A 20,483-nucleotide genomic window follows, 5' to 3' on the forward strand; every position below is an offset into this window, starting at 1 on the left:
TCCTGTCGAGGAGCCTCTTGGGGCCGGCACTGGCACCAGTGAGACGTTTTCTAGGTCAAGCGGCGGCTTTCAGCGTTTCGAGAACGTTTTGCGGGGATGAGACGCCATAGGGGTCGGCCTCGCAGTTGTCGGAGAAACCTTCCTCCTCGAACCAGTGCTCCACCACGCCATTGTTGATCAGGGCGGCGTAGCGCCAAGAGCGCATCCCGAAGCCGAGATTGTCCTTGGCGACCAGCATGCCCATTTTGCGTGTGAACTCGCCTGAGCCATCGGGGATGAGCTCGACCTGCTTCAGGCCCAAGGACTTCCCCCACGCATTCATGACGAAGGCGTCGTTGACTGAGAGGCAGTAAATCGCGTCAATTCCCTCCTTCTCAAACTCATCATAGAGCTCTTCGAACTGGGGCAATTGGTACGTCGAGCAGGTTGGTGTGAAGGCGCCAGGCAGCGAGAACAGGATGACCCGCTTGCCGGCAAAGTAGTGGTCAGATGTCTTTTCTTCCCAGCGATATGGATTTGGCCCCTGGACTGACTTATCGTGAACGCGCGCGAGAAAGGTGACGAAGGGAACTTTCTTTTGAACTGTCATCAAGTTGCTCCTAAAGAAGAAAACTGCCGTTGAATTCTGGCATAGGCTGGCGCAATTCCGAGCAAAGGCTCGTATGCTCGGGTACGGAATGAGGGCCTCGGCGGCTCGCAACTTCCTTTTCCATCCCGACGTATGGGAACGTCTTGGCGGCTGGTCTTGGCCACGCGAACGCAATCGATCTGAGCGAGCTGGAGACCGTCGAGCCGCTTGCTTTCCACGGCTATGGCGCCGGAAGCGGGATCGGTCACCCGCGATCGTGCCCGGGGAAACGGGATAGCGGCCGGCAGTAGCCAATATCGCAAGCATGTGGCGACCTGAAATGTCACTTCACGCAGACTCGGGTCACTGGACTGGTTCAGCGTGTTGTCGATATGTGGCAGTGACCCGCCGGCCTTGGCTTGGGTGACCCTTTGACGGGGCCCTTGGGCACTCCCATGCTGAACAGAACTGGTAAACGGCATTTGCGCGAGCGGCCCGTGTTGGCGTGCCGGCATCGGACCAGCCATGCGCAAAGCGGCCACCGAGAACGGCCTTCCGGAGGAGACGATGTCCCGATGTTCAGCGGGAACGGGCACCGTCTCCTCAGGCCACTGTCTAGAGCTTCGCGCGTCGGGCATGGTGCAAGTCGCTTTCATCGTAATTTGATGGTGCTCTAACCAGGAGCAGCAAGCGGCGTGCCATTTCAAATAGAGGTGCTGTTGGACCGCCCCCTTCTTCTCGGAGGCCGTGTCTTGGAAGACCGGGAGCGCGCTATGCCGCCTCGTCACATAGGCAACAACGATGCTGTATGGTGCGGATATTCGGCGCTTCAGCCCCGGCTGGGCAAAGAAGAACCGGAAGCCATGCCGATGCACCACCTGAGGCTGGCGGGCACTCCAGTCGTAGCGTGTGCCGCTAGCGTTCATGGGTGCGCAGCACGGCTATCGCGAACACGCGCCTCTCGCAGCAACATGAGCGCGCGCTCTTGGGCAAGCGCCTTGGCGCCGTGAGGATCGAATTCCCCAATCGTGTCTGTTTGCCGCCCTCTTATGTTCGAAACTGGACCAGAATGTCGCAGGCCCGACCGAAAGGTCGCCCGAGGCGTTCTGTCCGACACTGTTCCGTCGCCTTTGTTGGCCCGCGACACCGGCTTATTTCGCCTAGTTCTTCTCTGGCCTCAGGCTAAGCCGCTGAGAAGCTGCCACGATTTTTTTCTGCTGCGGCCAAATTGGCACGAGATTTGAAGCACCTTCGTTGCGGGCCGGGAGCCGCCGACCGACTTTCATTTCGTGGATGACACGAATGGAACGAAGAAAGAAAAGCAAAATGTCAAATCCGCGTCGGATAGCGTCTATGGGCAGGGGGCCCCCGGCGAGACCAAACAGTGCGCCGCCCTTCTCGACCCTTGCGGAAATCTTGGCCGGCGGCGGCTCAAAGGCCCACCACACCGACTTTATCCTGACCTCGAAGGTACAGGATAACGTTCTGCATCTCGCCGCGCGTTTGCCTAGACAGTTAAGCGTTAGCCGATCCTGATAATCGGTCTGCCTTCCGACGACGTCGTCTACATGCCGTCTTAGGTCTTCTCTACCGCAGCGCCCGCCGGTCACCTTCCGCCCTTCCATCGCTATAGAGTGAAGTGCCAGCATGTCCGAACAACCTTTGCCGACGCTGCCGATGTGGCGCGTCGATCACATTGAGCCCTCGCCCGAGATGTTGGCGCTACGCGCCAACGGTCCAATCCACCGCGTGCGCTTCCCGTCCGGGCACGCAGGCTGGTGGGTGACAGGCTATGACGAGGCCAAGGCGGTGTTGTCCGACGCGGCGTTCCGGCCCGCGGGAATGCCGCCGGCGGCATTCACCCCGGATTCGGTGATTCTCGGTTCGCCAGGATGGCTGGTCTCGCACGAGGGGAGCGAACATACGCGGTTACGCACGATCGTGGCGCCAGCCTTCAGCAACGGCAGGGTGAAGCTGCTCGCGCAGCAGGTCGAGGCGATCGCCGGGCAGTTGTTCGAGACACTGGCGGCCCAGCCCCAGCCCGCCAATCTGCGGCGCCACCTCTCCTTTCCGCTTCCCGCCATGGTCATTGGCGCGCTGATGGGCGTGCTCTACGAGGACCATGCCTTTTTCGCCGGGCTGTCCGACGAGGTGATGACGCACCAGCATGAAAGCGGCCCGCGAAGCGCGTCGCGCTTGGCCTGGCAAGAACTCCGCGCCTACATTCGCGGCAAGATGCGGGACAAGCGCCAGGATCCGGGCGACAACGTGCTGACGGATCTGCTCGCGGCGGTCGACCAGGGCAAGGCGACCGAGGAAGAGGCGATCGGCCTGGCGGCGGGCATGCTGGTGGCGGGGCACGAGAGCACCGTCGCGCAGATCGAATTCGGCCTGCTGGCCATGTTCCGCCATCCGCAACAGCGCGAACGCCTGCTCGGCGATCCATCCCTGGTGGACAAGGCGGTGGAGGAAATCCTGCGCATGTACCCGCCGGGCGCCGGCTGGGACGGCATCATGCGCTATCCGAGGACCGACGTGACCATCGCGGGCGTGCATGTTCCCGCGGAAAGCAAGGTGCTGGTCGGCCTGCCGGCGACGTCGTTCGATCCGCGCCATTTCGACGACCCGGAAATCTTCGACATCGGACGTGACGAAAACCCGCACCTGGGGTTCTCCTACGGGTCCCACAACTGCGTGGGCTTGGCGCTGGCCAGGCTGGAACTCAAGGCGGTGTTCGGTTCGATCTTCCAGCGCTTTCCCGCGCTGCGCCTGGCCGTGGCGCCCGAAGAACTGAAGTTGCGCAAGGAGATCATCACTGGTGGGTTCGAGGAGTTCCCGGTGCTCTGGTGATGCTTCGGATGCCACCAGGAATCGCGATGTTCTCGAATTGCCGGCGCGCCTGCCGCGCGCCGATCAGATCAGCCAGCCAACAGGTGACCAAGATGGACGTGCAAGAAACCACGGCAGCATGCCAGGACGCCTTCGCCGAACTGGCGTCGCCAGCGTGCATTCAGGACCCGTACCCATTCATGCGGTGGTTGCGCGAGCACGATCCGGTACATCGCGCGGCGTCGGGCCTCTTTCTGTTGAGCCGCCACGCCGACATCTACTGGGCGCTTAAAGCCACTGGCGATGCTTTTCGGGGGCCGGCACCAGGCGAACTGGCGCGCTATTTCCCGCGTGCGGCGACCAGCCTGTCGCTAAGTCTGCTGGCGTCCACTTTGGCGATGAAGGAACCTCCAACGCATACGCGCCTGCGCCGGCTGATCTCGCGCGATTTCACCATCGGCCAGATCGACAAGCTGAGGCCGACCATCGCTCGCATCGTCGCAGCGCGCCTGGACGGCATGGCGCCCGCGCTGGAGCGCGGGGAGGCGGTGGACCTGCATCGGGAATTCGCGCTGGCCTTGCCCATGCTGGTTTTCGGCGAACTGTTCGGCATGCCACCGGACGAGATTCTCGCGCTCGTCACCGGCATCAGCGCCATTCTGGAAGGCCTGAGCCCGCACGCCAGCGATCCGCAGCTCGCCGCGGGGGACGAGGCCAGCGCCAGGGTGCAGGCCTACTTCGGCGACCTCATACAGCGCAAGCGCACCGATTCCCGCCACGACATCGTGTCAATGCTGGTCGGCGCACACGACGACGATGCCGAGACGCTGTCGGATGCGGAATTGATCAGCATGCTTTGGGGCATGCTGCTGGGCGGCTTCGCCACCACTGCCGCGGCCATCGGCCATGCGGTCCTGGCGATGCTGGCGTATCCCGAACAGCGGCACTGGCTGAAGGGAGATGCCGTGGGGGTGAAGGCTTTCGTCGAAGAAGCCCTGCGCTATGACGCGCCCGCGATGTTTAGCTCCATTCCGCGTATCGCCCAGCGCGACATCGAACTGGGCGGCGTGGTGATCCCGAAGAACGCGGACGTGCGCGTGCTGATCGCGGCCGGCAATCGCGACCCGGACGCCTTCGCCGATCCCGATCGCTTCGATGCCGTGCGGTTCTACGGCACCAGTCCTGGCATGTCGATCGACGGGAAGATCATGCTGACCTTCGGCCACGGCATCCACTTCTGCCTTGGTGCGCAACTGGCCCGGGTGCAGTTGGCCGAGAGCCTGCCGCGGATCCAGGCGCGCTTCCCCACGCTGGCATTGGCCGAGCAGCCGACCCGGGAGCCCTCCGCGTTCCTTAGGACGTTCCGCGCGCTGCCGGTACGGCTGCATGGGCAGGAGGGCTGAGATGCGCGTCCTGGTCGATCAGGATCTGTGCGGAACGACCGGGCAGTGCGTGCTGACGCTGCCGGGCACCTTTCGCCAGCGCGAACCGGACGGCGTGGCCGAAGTGTGCGTTGCGACGGTCCCGCAGGCGCTGCACGCCGCCGTGCGGCTTGCGGCGAACCAGTGCCCGGTCGCCGCCATTCGGGTCATCGAAAGCGACGCTGGCCATGACGAGTGCGCCAGCGCCGACCCGGCGCCTTCTCCGACGCAGGCCCAGCGGCATGCCGCGAAAGACCAATGCAATTCAGGAGACACGATGGGAAGGTTTGAAGGCAAGGTGGCCGTGGTGACCGGCGCTGGCACCGGCATCGGCAAGGCATGCGCTCTCGCCATCGCGCGCGGAGGCGGCAGAGTGGTGGTGGCCGACATTGATGGCCCGGCGGCCATCGCCTGCACCGCGCAGATCGCGGCCGAAGCAGGCCACGCGCTGCCCATAGCCATGGATATCGCTGATGAGCAGGCGGTGGCAGCGCTGTTCGAGACGGCGGAGCGGCACTTCGGGGGGGTCGACCTGCTGGTGAACAATGCGAGCGCCATGCATCTGACCCCGCGCGACCGCGCCATCCTAGACTTGGACCTGGCAGTATGGGACCAGACCATGGCGACCAATCTGCGCGGCACGCTGCTCTGCTGCCGGCAGGCCATCCCACGGATGATCGCCCGCGGCGGTGGCGCGATCGTCAACATGTCGTCGTGCCAGGGGCTCAGCGGTGATACCGCGCAGACGTCCTACGCCGCGTCGAAGGCGGCGATGAACATGCTGTCGGCCTCGCTCGCTACCCAGTACGGTCACTCGCAGATCCGCTGCAACGCGGTTGCCCCGGGTCTTATCATGACCGAGCGTCTCCTCGCCAAGCTGGACGAGTGCATGCAACGCCATCTGCGCCGGCACCAGCTCCTGCCGCGCGTCGGCCGCCCCGAGGACGTTGCCGCGTTGGTGGCGTTCCTGCTCTCCGACGACGCTGCGTTCATCACCGGCCAGGTCGTGTGCATCGATGGCGGCATGCTGGCGCATGTGCCGACATTCGCCGACGGTGGCAACAGCTGCGCCGCGCGCCCTGCCGGCGACACCGAATCGGCGGCGGCGGCGCGCTGCTGATGGACATGCTGCTCAACCCACTCAACCGTCGGCACCGGCTGCGATGCGACATCCCGGTCATGCCTGGCGCTTTCCCCCTGGTCGGGCATCTTCCCGCCATTGTCTGCGACCTGCCGCGCCTGCTGGAGCGCGCAGAACGGACGCTGGGCAGCCACTTCTGGCTGGATTTCGGCCCTGCCGGACATCTGATGACCTGTGTGGATCCGGACGCATTCTCACTGCTCAGGCACAAGGACGTGTCCTCGGCGCTGATCGAAGAGATCGCGCCCGAATTGCTTGGCGGAACGCTGGTTGCCCTGGACGGCGGCGCGCACCGGCAGGCGCGCGATGCCATCAAGGCAGCGTTCTTGCCCAAGGGGTTGACCCAGGCCGGGATCGGCGACCTGTTCGCGCCCGTCATCCAGGCGCGGGTGCAGGCGTGGCGCGCCCGCGGCGAGGTAACCATCCTGCGCGAAACCGGCGACCTGATGCTGAAGCTCATCTTCAGCCTCATGGGAATCCCCGCGCAGGACCTGCCGGGATGGCATCGCAAGTACCGGCAATTGCTGCAGTTGATCGTCGCGCCACCGGTCGACCTGCCCGGACTGCCTTTGCGGCGCGGCCGCGCCGCCCGCGACTGGATCGACGCGCAGTTGCGCCGGTTCGTCCGCGACGCGCGCGCGCATGCCGCGCGCACCGGGCTGATCAACGACATGGTGAGCGCCTTCGACCGCAGCGACGGTCCGCTCTCCGATGACGTCCTGGTCGCGAATATTCGCTTGCTGCTGCTTGCCGGTCACGACACCACTGCCTCGACGATGGCCTGGATTGTGATCGAGCTGGCGCGGCAGCCTGTGCTGTGGGACGCCCTGGTTAAGGAGGCGCAACGCGTGGGCGCGGTGCCAACCCGGCACGCGGACCTGGCGCAGTGTCCGGTCGCCGAGGCGCTGTTCCGCGAGACACTGCGCCTGCATCCGGCGACCACGCTCCTGCCGCGTCGCGCGCTGCAGGAATTGCAACTCGGCCAACGGCGCATTCCCGCGGGCACCCATCTATGCATCCCGCTGCTGCATTTCTCGACCTCGGCGCTGCTGCACGAGGCGCCTGATCAGTTCCGCCTGGCGCGGTGGCTGCTACGCACGGAGCCGATCCGGCCCGTGGACATGCTGCAGTTCGGTACCGGCCCACACGTCTGCATCGGCTACCACCTGGTATGGCTGGAAATGGTGCAGTTCTGCATCGCCTTGGCGCTGACCATGCACAAGGCCGGGGTGCGGCCGCAGTTGCTGAGCGACGTCGCAAAAGGCCGGCGCTATTACCCGACCGCACATCCGTCAATGAAAATTCGAATAGGCTTTTCATGAGCTGGCATCGCATGCGCTGTGTGGCAAGGCAGCGGCGCCGGCGGGGCGCGGCATTGCGGCACTCAGCGCACGCACTCGTGTGACGCCGGCAACACCGTGACGACTTGCGCTCGCCGTGGCCGTCTCAGCTACAAGGACATCAACAACATGCAGACCGGTTCCACTCCACGCGACCGAATTGGCGTTTCCGCATTCGGCGGATTGGGCGCGCAGGCGCGCGGCGCATCTGGCGGGCTGCTCCCGGAGATCTGGATGCAGGACGGCGCAAAGCGGGTCGAACAGGCGCTGGCGCGTCTGCTCTGCGCCGAAGACGACGGCAAGACAGAGCTGATGGCGGCCATGCGCTACGCCACCTTGCATGGCGGGAAGCGCACCCGCGCCTTGCTCTGTCTGGCTGCCGGCGCACTGGCGGGCACGCCGGCGCACATGCTCGACGACGTTGGCGCCGCCATCGAGATGATGCACGCCTCTACCCTGGTCCACGACGACCTGCCCGCGATGGACGACGACGTGCTTCGCCGCGGCCTTCCGACCGTGCACGTAAAGTTCGGCGAAGCCACTGCGATCCTGGTCGGCGATGCGCTGCAGGCCCACGCCTTCCTGACGCTGGCGAGCCTGGATGCGCCGGGCGACAACCGTATCGCGCTCGTGCGCGAACTGGCGCAGGCGGTGTCCGCCGAGGGTGCCGCAGGCGGGCAGGCCATGGATCTGTCCCTGGTCGGAAAGCACGCCGGGCTGGACAGGATCCTAGCGATGCACCGGATGAAAACCGGAGCGCTAGTGCGCGCGTCGGTTCGCATGGGCGCGCTATACTCCATCACGGAGGATGCCGCGCACGCTGCGCTGTACTGTGCGCTCGATCGCTACACCGCCTGTTTTGGCCTGGCCTTGCAGGTGGCCGACGACATTCTCGACGCGACGGCGGATACCGCGACTCTTGGCAAGACCCCCGGTAAGGACGCGGCGGCGCAGAAGCCGACCTGCGCGTCAATCATGGGGCTGCAGGCAGCGCGCCAGTTCGCGCTGTATTTGTTGCACGACGCCGGGGAGGCCATCGCCCCTCTGGGGCCGCGTGCGGAAGGGTTGGCTCAGATGCTGCAGCGGGCCAACGTCTATCTGTCCGCGCCATACGCATGAGCGCGCCCATCCGTGAGGACTCGCCCCTGTGCTGGTGCGATCGGCCGGCGGGCGCTGCATGCTGCACTGTGTCCGTGTCGGCGGCGACGTGCGCGGCGTCTGCCCGTTTCTGTTCTCGTTAGCCCTCTGCAGAAGGAACATCCCGCGTGAACGCGCTGTCCGAACAGATCCTTTCCGAATTGCGCCACCTGCTGAACGAGATGAGCGACGACGGCAGCGTCGGCCCGTCCATCTACGACACGGCGCGAGCTCTGCAGTTCCACGGCAACGTCACCGGTCGGCAGGACGCGTACACGTGGCTCATCGCGCAGCAACAGGCCGATGGCGGATGGGGAAGTGCGGACTTCCCGCTGTTTCGCCATGCGCCCACCTGGGCGGCGATGTTGGCATTGCAGCGTGCCGAGCCTCTTCCCGGCGCTGCCGACGCAGTCGAGGCTGCAACCCAATTCATCGAGCGCCAGCCCGATCCCTACGCGCATGCCGTGCCGGAAGACGCGCCCATCGGCGCGGAGCTGATCCTGCCGCAGTTGTGCGACGAGGCCGCATCCTTGCTGGGCGGCTTGGCGTTTCCGCGCCACCCGGCGCTGTTGCCGTTGCGGCAAGCACGCCTGGTCAAGCTGGGGGCTGTGGCGACGTTGCCGAGAGGCCATCCGTTGCTGCACTCCTGGGAAGCCTGGGGGACGTCGCCGGCCACCGCATGCCCGGACGACGACGGCAGCATCGGCATTAGTCCGGCCGCCACCGCGGCGTGGCGTGCGCAAGCCGTGACACAGGGAAGAACGCCGCAGGTCGGGCGCACCGACGGGTATCTGCAGGCGGCATCGCGGGCGACGCGCACCGGCATCGAAGGTGTCGTTCCCAACGTCTGGCCGATCAATGTGTTCGAGCCATGCTGGTCGCTGTACACCCTGCATCTGGCCGGTCTGCTCGCGCATCCCGCGCTCGCCGAGGCGGTGCAAGTGATCATCGCGCAGCTCGACGCCCGCCTCGGCGTGCGCGGTCTGGGCCCGGCCTTGCACTTCGCGGCCGATGCGGACGACACCGCCGTTGCATTGTGCGTCCTTCGCCTTGCAGGCCGCGACCCGGCGGTCGACGCGTTGCGCCAGTTCGAAGTCGGCGAGCTGTTCGTCACCTTCCCCGGCGAGCGCAATGCCTCGGTGTCGACCAACATCCATGCCCTGCATGCGTTGCGAATGTTGGGAAAGCCCGCCGCCGGCACCAGCGCCTACGTCGAGGCCAATCGCAACCCGCATGGTCTATGGGACAACGAAAAATGGCACGTTTCGTGGCTGTATCCCACCGCGCATGCGATTGCTGCGCTCGCGCAAGGCAAGCCCCAGTGGCGCGACGAGCGCGCGCTGGCAGCGCTGCTGCAGGCGCAGCGCGACGACGGCGGCTGGGGCGCCGGTCGCGCGTCCTCATTCGAGGAAACCGCCTATGCGCTGTTCGCGTTGCACGTGATGGACGGGAGCGAAGAGCCGGCAGGGCGTCGGCGCATCGCGCAGGCGGTGGCGGGTGCGCTGAAGTGGATGCTCGCTCGCCACGCGGCGCATGTATTGCCCCAGACGCCGCTGTGGATCGGCAAGGAACTGTATTGCCCCACGCGGGTGGTGCGCGTGGCCGAACTCGCCGGGTTGTGGCTGGCGCTTCGTTGGGGGCGGCGCGTCTCGGCCGAGGGAGCAGGAGCCGGGCCATGATCCCGACCGATCGCGCGCTGCAGCAGGTGCTGGAATGGGGGCGTTCCCTGACTGGGTTCACCGACGAGCACGGCCTGGAAGCAGTCAGGGGCGGCCAGTACATCCTGCAGCGCATCCACCCGAGCCTGTGCGACACCAGCGCCCGCACCGGCCGCGATCCGCTGGACGAGACGCTGATCGTGGCGTTCTATCGAGAACTGGCGCTGCTGTTCTGGCTCGACGATTGCAACGACCTTGACCTGATCGCGCCGGAGCAGCTCGCCGCGGTGGAGCAGGCGCTCGGGCAAGGCGTGCCGTGCGCGCTCCCCGGATTCGAGGGCTGTGCTGTGCTGCGCGCTTCGCTCGCCGCGCTCGCCTACGATCGTCGCGACTATGCTCAGCTTCTCTACCATACCCGGTGCTACTGCGCGGCGCTGCGTGCCGGACACGCGCAGGCGGCAGGGGCAGAGCGCTGGTCCTACGCCGAGTACTTGCAGAACGGCGTGGATTCGATCGCCTACACGAACGTGTTCTGTTGCCTGTCCTTGCTGTGGGGGCTGGACATGGCGACCTTGCGCGCGCATCCGGCGTTTCGCCAGGTCCTGCGGCTCATCTCCGCGATAGGGCGCTTGCAGAACGATCTGCATGGACGCGAAAAGGATAAGTCGGCCGGCGAGGGAGCTAACGCGGCGATCCTGCTGCTGCAGCGCTATCCGGCTATGCCTGTGGTGGAGTTCCTCAACGACGAGCTGGCCGGCCATACGCGCATGCTGCACCGGGTGATGGCGCAAGAACCCTTTCCACCGCCGTGGGGACCGTTGATCGAAGCCATGGCGGCCATCCGCGCGCAGTACTACCAGACCTCAACCAGCCGCTACCGCAGCGACGCTGCGGGGGGAGGCGAGCGTGCGCCGGCCTGAACGCGCGGGAAACGCCGGCGTGCGCGCGCTGCCGTCGGTCCGATCCGACGCAACGCCGTCGCCCGATGCGGCGGATGGAGCGAGCATCAGCGACACCAACCTGAGCCGGCGCAAGGACGACCACCTGGACATCGTGCTGGATAGTCGAACGGCACGGGCCAAGGCCGCCGGCTGGGAGTACATTCGCTTCGAACACTGCGCATTGCCCGAGTTGGACCTGACGCAGATCGACCTGAGCGCCTCGCTGGTTGGCAAGACCATGCGCGCGCCGCTGCTGATCAGCTCCATGACCGGCGGCATGCCACGCGCGGAGTCCATCAACCGGCATCTGAGCGAGGCAGCGCAAGCCTTGGGGATCGCCATGTGCGTCGGTTCGCAGCGCGTGAGCCTGCAATCCCCCAACTCCCATGGGCTGACGCGCGCGCTGCGCCGCCTCGCCCCAGACGTTCCCTTGCTGGCCAATATCGGCGCCGCGCAACTGCGCCAGCCCGACGGCCTGGACCTTGCCCGCCGGGCGGTGGATGCACTGGAGGCCGATGGACTCATCGTCCATCTCAATCCGCTGCAGGAAGCGGTACAGCCGGAGGGCGACCGCGACTGGCGCGGCGTCCTGGCGCAGATCGCTCGCGCCGCACGCAGCGTTGGCGTGCCGATCGTGGCCAAGGAAGTGGGGTCGGGCCTGTCCGCCTCGGTGGCCTGTGCGCTCGTCGAGGCGGGCGTGGCGGTGATCGATGTCGCCGGCGCCGGCGGCACCAGTTGGGCCGCGGTGGAGGGCGAGCGCGCCCGCGATGCCGCCGACCGCGCAGTGGCGATGGCGTTCGCCGATTGGGGGATTCCGACCCCAGCCAGCGTGCAGGCGGTACGTCGGGCGCTGCCAGCGGTGAAGCTGATCGCGTCGGGCGGGATCAGCGACGGCGTCGACATGGCCAAGGCTATCCGCCTCGGCGCGGACATCGCGGGGCAAGCGGCCGGCGTGCTGCGCGCGGCTACGGTATCCACCGAGGCGGTTGTCGCGCATTTCGAGATCGTCATCCGCGAGTTGGCCGTCGCCTGCTTCTGCACCGGCTCGGCTGATCTGGCGGCGTTGCGTCAGGCCCGCTTGTTGCCCTCGGCGCATCTGCCCGCTGGTTGATTGCCGCCGTCGCGCGCCCGTGGCGGCGGGAGCCTAGTCTTACTGTGAGTCAGAAAGTCGCGGATGCGGGGGGAATCGCGCTGGCCGCGGATTTGTTAGGGTGCTGCTTCGTGATGAGGGAAGCGCCCCGCCACGCCCGACTGGACAGCAGAGAGTGAAGCCGCATTCGACTCCTATGTCGATGCTTCGACGGGGATTGGTCACGCCGACCGAGCTGAGCCCCTGACAGGTCGGAACACCAGGTGCGGCGGGAGACCGGCAGGGAGTACATGGTACAAAGCCATTGCAATGAACGAGTAGCGATCCACATTGATCCCGAGTCATGCGCCGGTCGGTCGTATGGACGCGAAGAGACGAGCGCCTTCATCTGCCGGACTGCCTTGATTTAACATGCCGATGGGTTCGGAGCGCTGATCGGGGGTTAGTTTCGGACCGCGTTCACCGTCGGGACGCCAAGGCAGGAAGATTGATCTCTTTGCGTATCACTCTACCTATGGAAGATACGCTAACAGATCAGAGGTCGTTGACTCGATCGCTGGATAAGATACCCTCCCATCTCATCTAGCATTGAAATGGATCGTTGACGTATCATATGGACTCTCAATCGGAAATTCTGCGCGAAATCGGTGGGCTGTTCAGGCAGGCGAGGCTGGCAGCTGCGATGACGCAAGAGCAGGTCGCTGATTTGTCGGGTATATCCCGTCCCCGATATCGCGACATCGAAAAGGGAGCAGCAGCCGCGCGTGCAACGACGCTCATGAATGTCGCTCGCGCGCTCGGCCTGGAAATGATGCTGGTTCCGCAAGTCATGGTGCCGGCTGTCCAGGCTCTATTGCGTCCGCATGATGATGACGATCGACCCGCCTTTGTTTCTCAACCTGACGATGACGATCATGCCTCCAGTCTTTCGCGCACCTAAGACGATCCCGTCGCTGGACGTGCTCTTGAACGCAGTGAAGATCGGCACAATCGTCAGGACGCCGGGCGATTTCAATGCATTCAACTTCGATGAGGCCTACCGCGCGACGGGCGGCTTTCCGGTTCTCAGCCTGTCGTTCCGGGCAGCGACGGGAGGATTGCGGAAAGATCCGAAGCCTCTGGCAAGCGCCTTGCCCGCTTTTTTCGCGAACCTCCTGCCGGAGGAGAAATTGCGGGAGGCGATGGAAAGGCACCACGAAGGCAATGTGCGGCCAGGCAATGACTTCGATCTTTTAGCGGCACTAGGCGCCGATCTGCCGGGAGCCGTACGGGCGTTGCCCAGTGACGGCGCGATAGCGGTTTCGCAGGATGCTTCAAAGGATCAGCCCAAGGCACGGTTCTCGCTTGCCGGCGTGCAGATGAAGCTGTCGGTCATGAAGAACATTGGAAAAGGCGGCGGCCTTACCTTGCCGATGGACGACGAGCAGGGCCGGTACATTGCCAAGTTCCCTTCGACGGCCTTTCCGGGCGTTTCCGAGAACGAATTCGCCAACCTGGCGCTGGCAGCAGCAATCGGCATGGACGTTCCTGAATGCGAACTGGTCGAGAAGTCCGATTTTGAGGGCGTTCCCGAAGAATTCAACACGCTGTCTGACGGCAAGGTCCTTCTCGTCAAACGCTTCGATCGCGGCGCCGGTGGCGAGAGGATACACATCGAGGATTTCGCTCAGGTCTTCGGTGTCTTTCCCTCGCGCAAATATGAGGGGGCTGCTTATCACGACATAGCCTTGGCTCTTGGCGTGGCCGTCTCGCCTACGGCGGCTCTCGAGTTCGTCCGCCGCCTGGCACTGACCGTCATCACCGGCAATGGCGACATGCACCTGAAGAACTGGTCTTTGATCTATCCCGGTAACGGCGACAAGCCGGCGCTTGCACCAATCTACGACCTCCTGTCCACCGTGCCATATATTCCCGCCGACGCCATGGCGCTGTCGCTTGGAGGAGAGCGCTCGTTCAAGGCGCTAGCAGCACCGCGATGGAAAGCATTTGCGAACCGTGCACGGCTTCCGGAGCCAGCAGTCCTGAAAGCAGTGGTCGAGACGGTCAAACTCGTCAACGAGTACTGGTGGCATCTGCCTGAGCGCGACCTTGTCGCAGCGAAAGTGCTCGAGCGGATCGACGGACATGTGAAGGCGATGACGCCGATACTGAACTCCTGCGCCGAGAAGTAAACCGAGTCCCTCGGGTTGATATAGCGGAACTATTCGCCCGTGCCCCGGATGAGTGGCCGTGGATCGGTGGTATGCTAGGATCGCGCGCAAAGTCGGCGGAGTGTCCACTTGGACACGCGTTGAGCAAGCACGTCAGCTCGCGGGCACAGAAGAGTTCGCAGCATCCCGCAGAGGGTCGAGATGCTGTTCGTCCACCTCAAAACAACGATGCGGTTCAAACGAATGCGGTGACTGAGGATCGCGATCCGACGCTTTGTGTCGCCAATGTCGCGTCCGCTACACGGGCTGTTCCGACGATCCTTTCTTGGAACTCAAGCTAAACCACTGAAAAGCAACCGTGAAATTATTCTTTGGTTCGATCAGCCAAATTGGCACGAGTCTTGAGAACCTTAGGTGCGAGGCGGCTACAGCTGCCCGACCGGCATTCATATCGCGGCAGCCGCGATGAATGGAACGAAGGAAGGAAAGCTACATGTCAGGTTTGCGTCAGATCGCCTTTTACGGCAAGGGCGGCATCGGCAAGTCCACCACCTCCCAAAATACGCTCGCCGCCCTTGTCGACCTCGGGCAGAGAATCCTCATCGTCGGCTGCGACCCCAAAGCCGACTCCACCCGCCTGATCCTGAACGCGAAGGCGCAGGATACCGTCCTGCATCTCGCGGCAGAGGAAGGTTCGGTGGAAGACCTGGAGCTCGCGGACGTACTCAAGGTCGGCTACAAAGGCATCAAATGCGTGGAGTCGGGCGGCCCTGAGCCAGGTGTCGGCTGCGCTGGCCGCGGCGTGATCACCTCGATCAACTTCCTCGAGGAGAACGGCGCCTACGACGACGTCGACTATGTCTCCTACGACGTGCTCGGGGATGTGGTGTGTGGCGGTTTCGCGATGCCGATCCGCGAGAACAAGGCCCAGGAAATCTATATCGTCATGTCCGGCGAGATGATGGCGCTCTATGCCGCCAATAACATCGCCAAGGGCATTCTGAAATACGCCCATTCGGGCGGCGTGCGGCTCGGCGGCCTGATTTGCAACGAGCGCCAAACCGACCGCGAGCTCGACCTCGCCGAAGCGCTGGCTTCCAGGCTCAATTCCAAGCTTATCCACTTCGTGCCGCGCGACAACATCGTCCAGCACGCCGAGCTCAGGAAGATGTCTGTGATCCAGTATGCGCCGGATTCCAAGCAGGCCGGGGAATACAGGGCGCTGGCCGAGAAGATCCACGGGAATTCGGGCCAGGGCACCATCCCCACCCCGATCACCATGGAGGAGCTCGAGGACATGCTGCTCGACTTCGGCATCATGAAGACGGACGAGCAGATGCTTGCCGAGCTTCAGGTCAAGGAAGCGGCTAAGGCGGCCGCACAGTAGCGACCGCTGCCGACATGAGGCGCCGCCTGACCTGGTGCGTCTTTCAAAGAACGGCGCCTCGTCGGTGAGGCGTCACCCTGAACCTTGAAAGGGGTCCCATGAGCCTGGAATACGAGAATGACGGTGGCCTCCATGCGAGGCTTATCGAGGAAGTGCTGTCGCAATATCCTGACAAGTCGGCGAAGCGCCGCAAAAAGCACCTCAGCGTCGCAAAAAGCGGCGACGAGGCTGGCGAGGAAAGCGAGGTCCTTTCCGAATGCGAGGTCAAATCGAACATCAAGTCCATCCCCGGCGTGATGACGATTCGCGGCTGCGCCTATGCCGGCTCGAAAGGCGTGGTGTGGGGTCCAGTCAAGGATATGGTCCATATCTCGCACGGCCCAGTCGGCTGCGGGCAATATTCCTGGTCTCAACGCCGCAACTACTACGTCGGCACGACCGGCATCGACACGTTCGTCACCATGCAGTTCACCTCCGATTTCCAGGAGAAGGACATTGTTTTCGGCGGCGACAAGAAGCTCGAACGGATCATCGACGAGATCGAGGAACTGTTTCCGCTGAACAAGGGCATGACTGTGCAATCCGAATGCCCGATCGGCCTGATTGGCGACGACACCGAAGCTGTGTCCCGCAACAAGGCCAAGGAGCACGAAAAGACAATCGTGCCGGTGCGCTGCGAGGGCTTCCGCGGCGTCTCGCAATCCCTCGGCCACCACATCGCCAACGACTCGATCCGCGACTGGGTGTTCGAGAAGAAGGACCTCGAGTTCGAGGCCGGCCCGTACGATGTCAATGTGGTCGGCGACTACAACATCGGCGGCGACGCCTGGGCTTCGCGCATCCTGCTCGAGGAGATGGGTCTGCGCGTGGTCGGCAACTGGTCGGGCGACGCTACGCTGGCCGAAATAGAGCGAGCGCCAAAGGCGAAACTCAATCTCATCCATTGCTACAGGTCGATGAACTACATCTGCCGGCACATGGAGGAAAAGTATGGCATCGCCTGGATGGAGTATAATTTCTTCGGCCCCTCCCAGACTGAAGCCTCTCTGCGCAAGATAGCCAAGCACTTCGGGCCGGAAATTGAGGCCAAGGCCGAGGCGGTCATCGCCAAATACCGGCCGCTGGTCGAGGCGGTGATAGCCAAGTACCGGCCGCGCCTCGAAGGCAGGACGGTGATGCTCTATGTCGGCGGGCTGCGCCCCCGTCACGTCGTCACGGCATACGAGGACCTGGGCATGGTGATCGTCGGCACTGGCTACGAATTTGGCCATAACGACGACTATCAGCGCACCGGCCACTACGTGAAGAAGGGCACACTGATCTATGACGACGTGACTGGTTACGAGCTGGAGAAGTTCATCGAGGGGATCCGTCCTGATCTCGTGGGCTCCGGCATCAAAGAAAAGTACCCGGTCCAGAAGATGGGCATACCGTTCCGTCAAATGCATTCCTGGGATTATTCCGGCCCGTACCATGGCTACGACGGGTTCGCCATCTTCGCCCGCGATATGGATCTGGCCATCAACAACCCGGTCTGGAACCTCTACGACGCTCCCTGGAAGAAAAAAGCCGAGCCGTCGGCGGCTATCGCAGCCGAATGAAACCCTGGCCTCCCGGAAGCCGGGAGGCAGTGAACGCCTGTGGCCGCTTGTCCGCGGGAGACCTGAAACGTTTCGACGTCCCTGTGCCGCCCTATGGCGGGCCAGATGGAAAGAGGTAACCACCCATGCCGCAGTCGGCTGAAAAAGTTCTCGACCACGCGCCCCTGTTCCGCGAGCCGGAATACAGGCAGATGCTCGCCGAGAAGAGGCTGAATTTCGAATGTCCTCACCCGGACCAGATCGTTACCGACCAAGGCGAATTCACCAAGACGTGGGAATACCGCGAAAAGAACCTTGCTCGCGAAGCGCTTGTCGTGAACCCCGCCAAGGCCTGCCAGCCGCTCGGCGCGGTGTTCGCGGCCGCAGGCTTCGAGCGAACCATGTCCTTCGTCCATGGCAGCCAGGGCTGCGTCGCCTATTACCGCTCGCACTTGTCGCGCCATTTCAAGGAGCCTGCTTCGGCGGTTTCCTCCTCGATGACCGAGGACGCGGCAGTGTTCGGCGGCCTGAAGAACATGGTCGACGGGCTCGCCAACACGTACCAACTTTACGACCCAAAGATGATCGCCGTCTCGACCACTTGTATGGCGGAGGTCATTGGCGACGACCTGCACAGCTTCATCGAGAACGCCAAGGACGAAGGCTCGGTCCCGCGCGACTTCGACGTGCCTTTCGCCCACACGCCGGCCTTTGTCGGCAGCCATGTCGACGGCTATGACGTTGCGGTCAAGGGCATTTTGGAGCATTTCTGGAAGGGCGAGGAGCGAACGGAAGCCGAGGGAACCATCAACATCATTCCGGGCTTCGACGGCTTCTGTGTCGGCAACAACCGGGAACTCAAGCGCCTGCTCGATCTAATAGGCGTGTCCTATACTTTCATCCAAGACGCCTCTGACCAGTTCGACACGCCGTCCGACGGCGAATACCGCATGTACGACGGCGGCACGAAGATCGAAGAGGTGAGTAAGGCACTCAACGCCGAGGCGACGCTGTCGCTGCAGCGTTACAACACCCGAAAAACACTCGAGTATTGCCAGGGGGTAGGGCAGGCGACGGCCTCGTTCCATTACCCGCTCGGCGTCCAGGCGACCGACGACTTCCTGATGGAGGTCTCCGCGATTTCCGGCAAGCAAATCCCCGAGGCAATCCGCCTCGAGCGCGGCCGACTTGTTGACGCCATGGCCGACAGCCAATCCTGGCTGCACGGCAAGAAATACGCCATCTACGGCGATCCAGACTTTGTCTACGGCATGGCCCGCTTCATCATGGAAACGGGCGGCGAGCCGACCCATTGCCTCGCCACCAACGGCACGTCGGCGTGGGAAGCAGAGTTGAAGGAGCTGCTTGCATCATCGCCCTTCGGCAAGGGTGCTCAAGTCTGGGCGGGCAAGGACCTCTGGGCATTGCGCTCGCTGCTCTTCACCGAGCCGGTGGACCTGCTGATCGGCAACTCCTATGGCAAGTATCTGGAGCGTGACACGGGCACGCCGCTGATCCGGCTGACGTTTCCGATCTTCGATCGCCACCATCACCATCGGTTTGCGCTGATGGGCTACCAAGGCGGGCTGCGCGTACTGACGACGATCCTGGACAAGATCTTCGACAAGCTCGATCGCGAGACAAGCGAGACGGGCGTGACGGACTATTCGTATGACCTCACCCGCTAAGCTTGACGGTCGGCTTTGGCCGATCGTCTTCCCGAGGGACTTTGGAGACCGAAGCAATGTCCTCGCTCAGAGCCAAAATCCAGGATGTCTTCAATGAGCCCGCCTGCGAGCAGAACCGCGACAAGGTTGCCAAGGCGCGCAAAAAGGGCTGTTCGAAGCCACTGACCCCCGGAGCGGCGGCCGGTGGCTGTGCCTTCGATGGCGCCAAGATCGTACTGCAGCCGATCACCGACGTCGCACACCTGGTCCATGGGCCGCTCGCCTGCGAGGGCAATTCCTGGGACAACCGCGGTGCGGCTTCGTCCGGGCCAACCCTGTGGCGCACAAGCTTCACGACCGACCTCACCGAACTCAATGTTGTGATGGGGCAGGGCGAGCGGAAGCTCTTCAAAGCGATCCGCGAGATCAAGGAAGCGTATGGGCCGCCGGCGATCTTCGTCTATTCGACCTGCGTGACGGCGCTGATCGGCGACGACATCGAGGCTGTCTGCAAGCGCGCGGCGGAAAAGTTCGGCTTGGCCGTTGTGCCGGTCAATGCGCCGGGCTTCGTCGGCTCCAAGAATCTTGGCAACAAGCTTGCCGGCGAGGCGTTGCTCGAGCATGTCATCGGCACGGCCGAGCCCGACGATGCCGGTCCTTACGACATCAACATCCTTGGCGAATTCAACCTCTCCGGCGAATTCTGGCTGGTGAAGCCGCTGCTGGATCGGCTCGGGATCCGGGTGCGCGCCTGCATTCCGGGTGACGCACGTTACGTCGACATTGCCGGCGCGCACCGCGCCCAGGCGGCTATGATGGTGTGCTCGACCGCGCTCATCAATCTCGCCAGCAAGATGGAGAAGCGCTGGGGCATCCCGTTTTTCGAGGGCTCCTTCTACGGCATCACCGACACCTCGGAAGCGCTCCGACAGATCTCTCAGCTGCTGGTGAAGAAGGGTGCCGATCCGGAGATCCTCGGCCGCACCGAGGCGTTGATTGCCGAGGAAGAGGCGATCGCTTGGAAGAAGCTCGCCGCCTACCGGCCGAGGCTCGAAGGCAAGCGCGTGCTGCTCAACACCGGCGGTGTGAAGTCCTGGTCGGTCGTCCATGCGCTGATGGAGATCGGCATCGAGATCGTCGGCACCTCTGTCAAGAAGTCGACCGTCGAAGACAAGGAACGCATCAAGCAGATCCTCAAGGACGACAACCACATATTCGACCAGATGGCGGCGCGCGAGCTTTACGCCATGCTCTCGGAACACAAGGCCGATATCATGCTGTCGGGCGGGCGCACGCAGTTCATCGCCCTGAAGGCCAAGACACCCTGGCTCGATATCAACCAGGAGCGCCAACATCCTTACGCCGGCTATCACGGCATGGTGGAACTCGTACGCCAGATCGACCTCGCTATTCATAACCCGATCTGGCGCCAGGTGCGGGAACCGGCACCATGGGATTGCCAGCCTGCGGTGAGGCAGGAACTGCCGCGCACGAAAAGCGAGACCGCGACCTTGCATGTTGTCCAGGAATTCGCAGGCACGACGGCCGGCAATTTCGGCGAGTGTTGAGGAGAG

15 protein-coding genes and 1 pseudogene are annotated in these 20,483 nt (G+C 63.8%); 15 read left to right on the forward strand and 1 reads right to left on the reverse strand.

Annotation, left to right across the window (positions count from 1 at the left end):
• Nucleotides 1-55 precede the first annotated feature (55 nt).
• The gene (locus NKI73_RS16150) at nt 56-589 is read right to left on the reverse strand and encodes a peroxiredoxin (RefSeq protein WP_352631309.1); all 534 of its coding nucleotides are present in this window, start codon (nt 587-589) and stop codon (nt 56-58) included.
• A 1,626-nt stretch (nt 590-2,215) separates the two neighbouring features.
• Between NKI73_RS16150 and NKI73_RS16155 the strand changes: the two genes are divergently transcribed.
• The 15 genes and pseudogenes from NKI73_RS16155 (at nt 2,216) to nifE (ending at nt 20,477) form a co-directional block, all read left to right on the forward strand.
• Nucleotides 2,216-3,418 (forward strand): cytochrome P450, encoded by a 1,203-nt coding sequence (locus NKI73_RS16155; RefSeq protein WP_352631311.1) that lies wholly within the window; start codon nt 2,216-2,218, stop codon nt 3,416-3,418.
• A gap of 92 nt (nt 3,419-3,510) precedes the next feature.
• Nucleotides 3,511-4,800, forward strand: a complete 1,290-nt coding sequence (locus NKI73_RS16160; RefSeq protein WP_352631338.1) for a cytochrome P450 — start codon at nt 3,511-3,513, stop codon at nt 4,798-4,800.
• Between the two features lies 1 nt (nt 4,801).
• Nucleotides 4,802-4,927, forward strand: a pseudogene (locus NKI73_RS33660) (ferredoxin); the annotation flags it as partial.
• 168 nt (nt 4,928-5,095) lie between these two features.
• Nucleotides 5,096-5,938 (forward strand): SDR family oxidoreductase, encoded by an 843-nt coding sequence (locus NKI73_RS16170; RefSeq protein ID WP_352535988.1) that lies wholly within the window; start codon nt 5,096-5,098, stop codon nt 5,936-5,938.
• Nucleotides 5,938-7,281, forward strand: coding sequence for a cytochrome P450 (locus NKI73_RS16175; RefSeq protein ID WP_352631313.1), 1,344 nt, complete (start codon nt 5,938-5,940; stop codon nt 7,279-7,281). Before NKI73_RS16170 ends, NKI73_RS16175 begins: the two co-directional genes overlap by 1 nt.
• Nucleotides 7,282-7,428: 147 nt before the next feature.
• Entirely contained in the window at nt 7,429-8,418 is a 990-nt protein-coding gene (locus NKI73_RS16180; RefSeq protein ID WP_352631315.1) for a polyprenyl synthetase family protein, read from the forward strand.
• 146 nt (nt 8,419-8,564) lie between these two features.
• Nucleotides 8,565-10,115 carry a hypothetical protein gene (locus NKI73_RS16185; protein ID WP_352631317.1) on the forward strand — a complete coding sequence of 517 codons (1,551 nt, stop codon included), beginning with the start codon at nt 8,565-8,567 and terminating at the stop codon, nt 10,113-10,115.
• Nucleotides 10,112-11,014, forward strand: a complete 903-nt coding sequence (locus NKI73_RS16190) for a terpene synthase family protein (protein ID WP_352631319.1) — start codon at nt 10,112-10,114, stop codon at nt 11,012-11,014. Before NKI73_RS16185 ends, NKI73_RS16190 begins: the two co-directional genes overlap by 4 nt.
• A gap of 28 nt (nt 11,015-11,042) precedes the next feature.
• Nucleotides 11,043-12,146 carry a type 2 isopentenyl-diphosphate Delta-isomerase gene (gene fni / locus NKI73_RS16195; protein WP_502909565.1) on the forward strand — a complete coding sequence of 368 codons (1,104 nt, stop codon included), beginning with the start codon at nt 11,043-11,045 and terminating at the stop codon, nt 12,144-12,146.
• 592 nt (nt 12,147-12,738) lie between these two features.
• The gene (locus NKI73_RS16200; RefSeq protein ID WP_352631343.1) at nt 12,739-13,065 is read left to right on the forward strand and encodes a helix-turn-helix domain-containing protein; all 327 of its coding nucleotides are present in this window, start codon (nt 12,739-12,741) and stop codon (nt 13,063-13,065) included.
• Nucleotides 13,040-14,296 (forward strand): type II toxin-antitoxin system HipA family toxin, encoded by a 1,257-nt coding sequence (locus NKI73_RS16205; RefSeq protein WP_352631321.1) that lies wholly within the window; start codon nt 13,040-13,042, stop codon nt 14,294-14,296. Before NKI73_RS16200 ends, NKI73_RS16205 begins: the two co-directional genes overlap by 26 nt.
• 472 nt (nt 14,297-14,768) lie before the next feature.
• Nucleotides 14,769-15,662 (forward strand): nitrogenase iron protein, encoded by an 894-nt coding sequence (nifH, locus tag NKI73_RS16210; RefSeq protein WP_023706403.1) that lies wholly within the window; start codon nt 14,769-14,771, stop codon nt 15,660-15,662.
• 98 nt (nt 15,663-15,760) lie between these two features.
• The gene (nifD, locus tag NKI73_RS16215; RefSeq protein ID WP_352631323.1) at nt 15,761-17,263 is read left to right on the forward strand and encodes a nitrogenase molybdenum-iron protein alpha chain; all 1,503 of its coding nucleotides are present in this window, start codon (nt 15,761-15,763) and stop codon (nt 17,261-17,263) included.
• A 125-nt stretch (nt 17,264-17,388) separates the two neighbouring features.
• Entirely contained in the window at nt 17,389-18,930 is a 1,542-nt protein-coding gene (nifK, locus tag NKI73_RS16220) for a nitrogenase molybdenum-iron protein subunit beta (protein ID WP_352631325.1), read from the forward strand.
• Between the two features lie 56 nt (nt 18,931-18,986).
• A complete protein-coding gene (gene nifE / locus NKI73_RS16225) occupies nt 18,987-20,477 on the forward strand; it encodes a nitrogenase iron-molybdenum cofactor biosynthesis protein NifE (protein ID WP_352631327.1) in 1,491 nt (496 codons plus the stop codon).
• Nucleotides 20,478-20,483: the final 6 nt, after the last annotated feature.

The organism is Mesorhizobium sp. M0496, assembly GCF_040321205.1.
GTDB lineage: Bacteria > Pseudomonadota > Alphaproteobacteria > Rhizobiales > Rhizobiaceae > Mesorhizobium.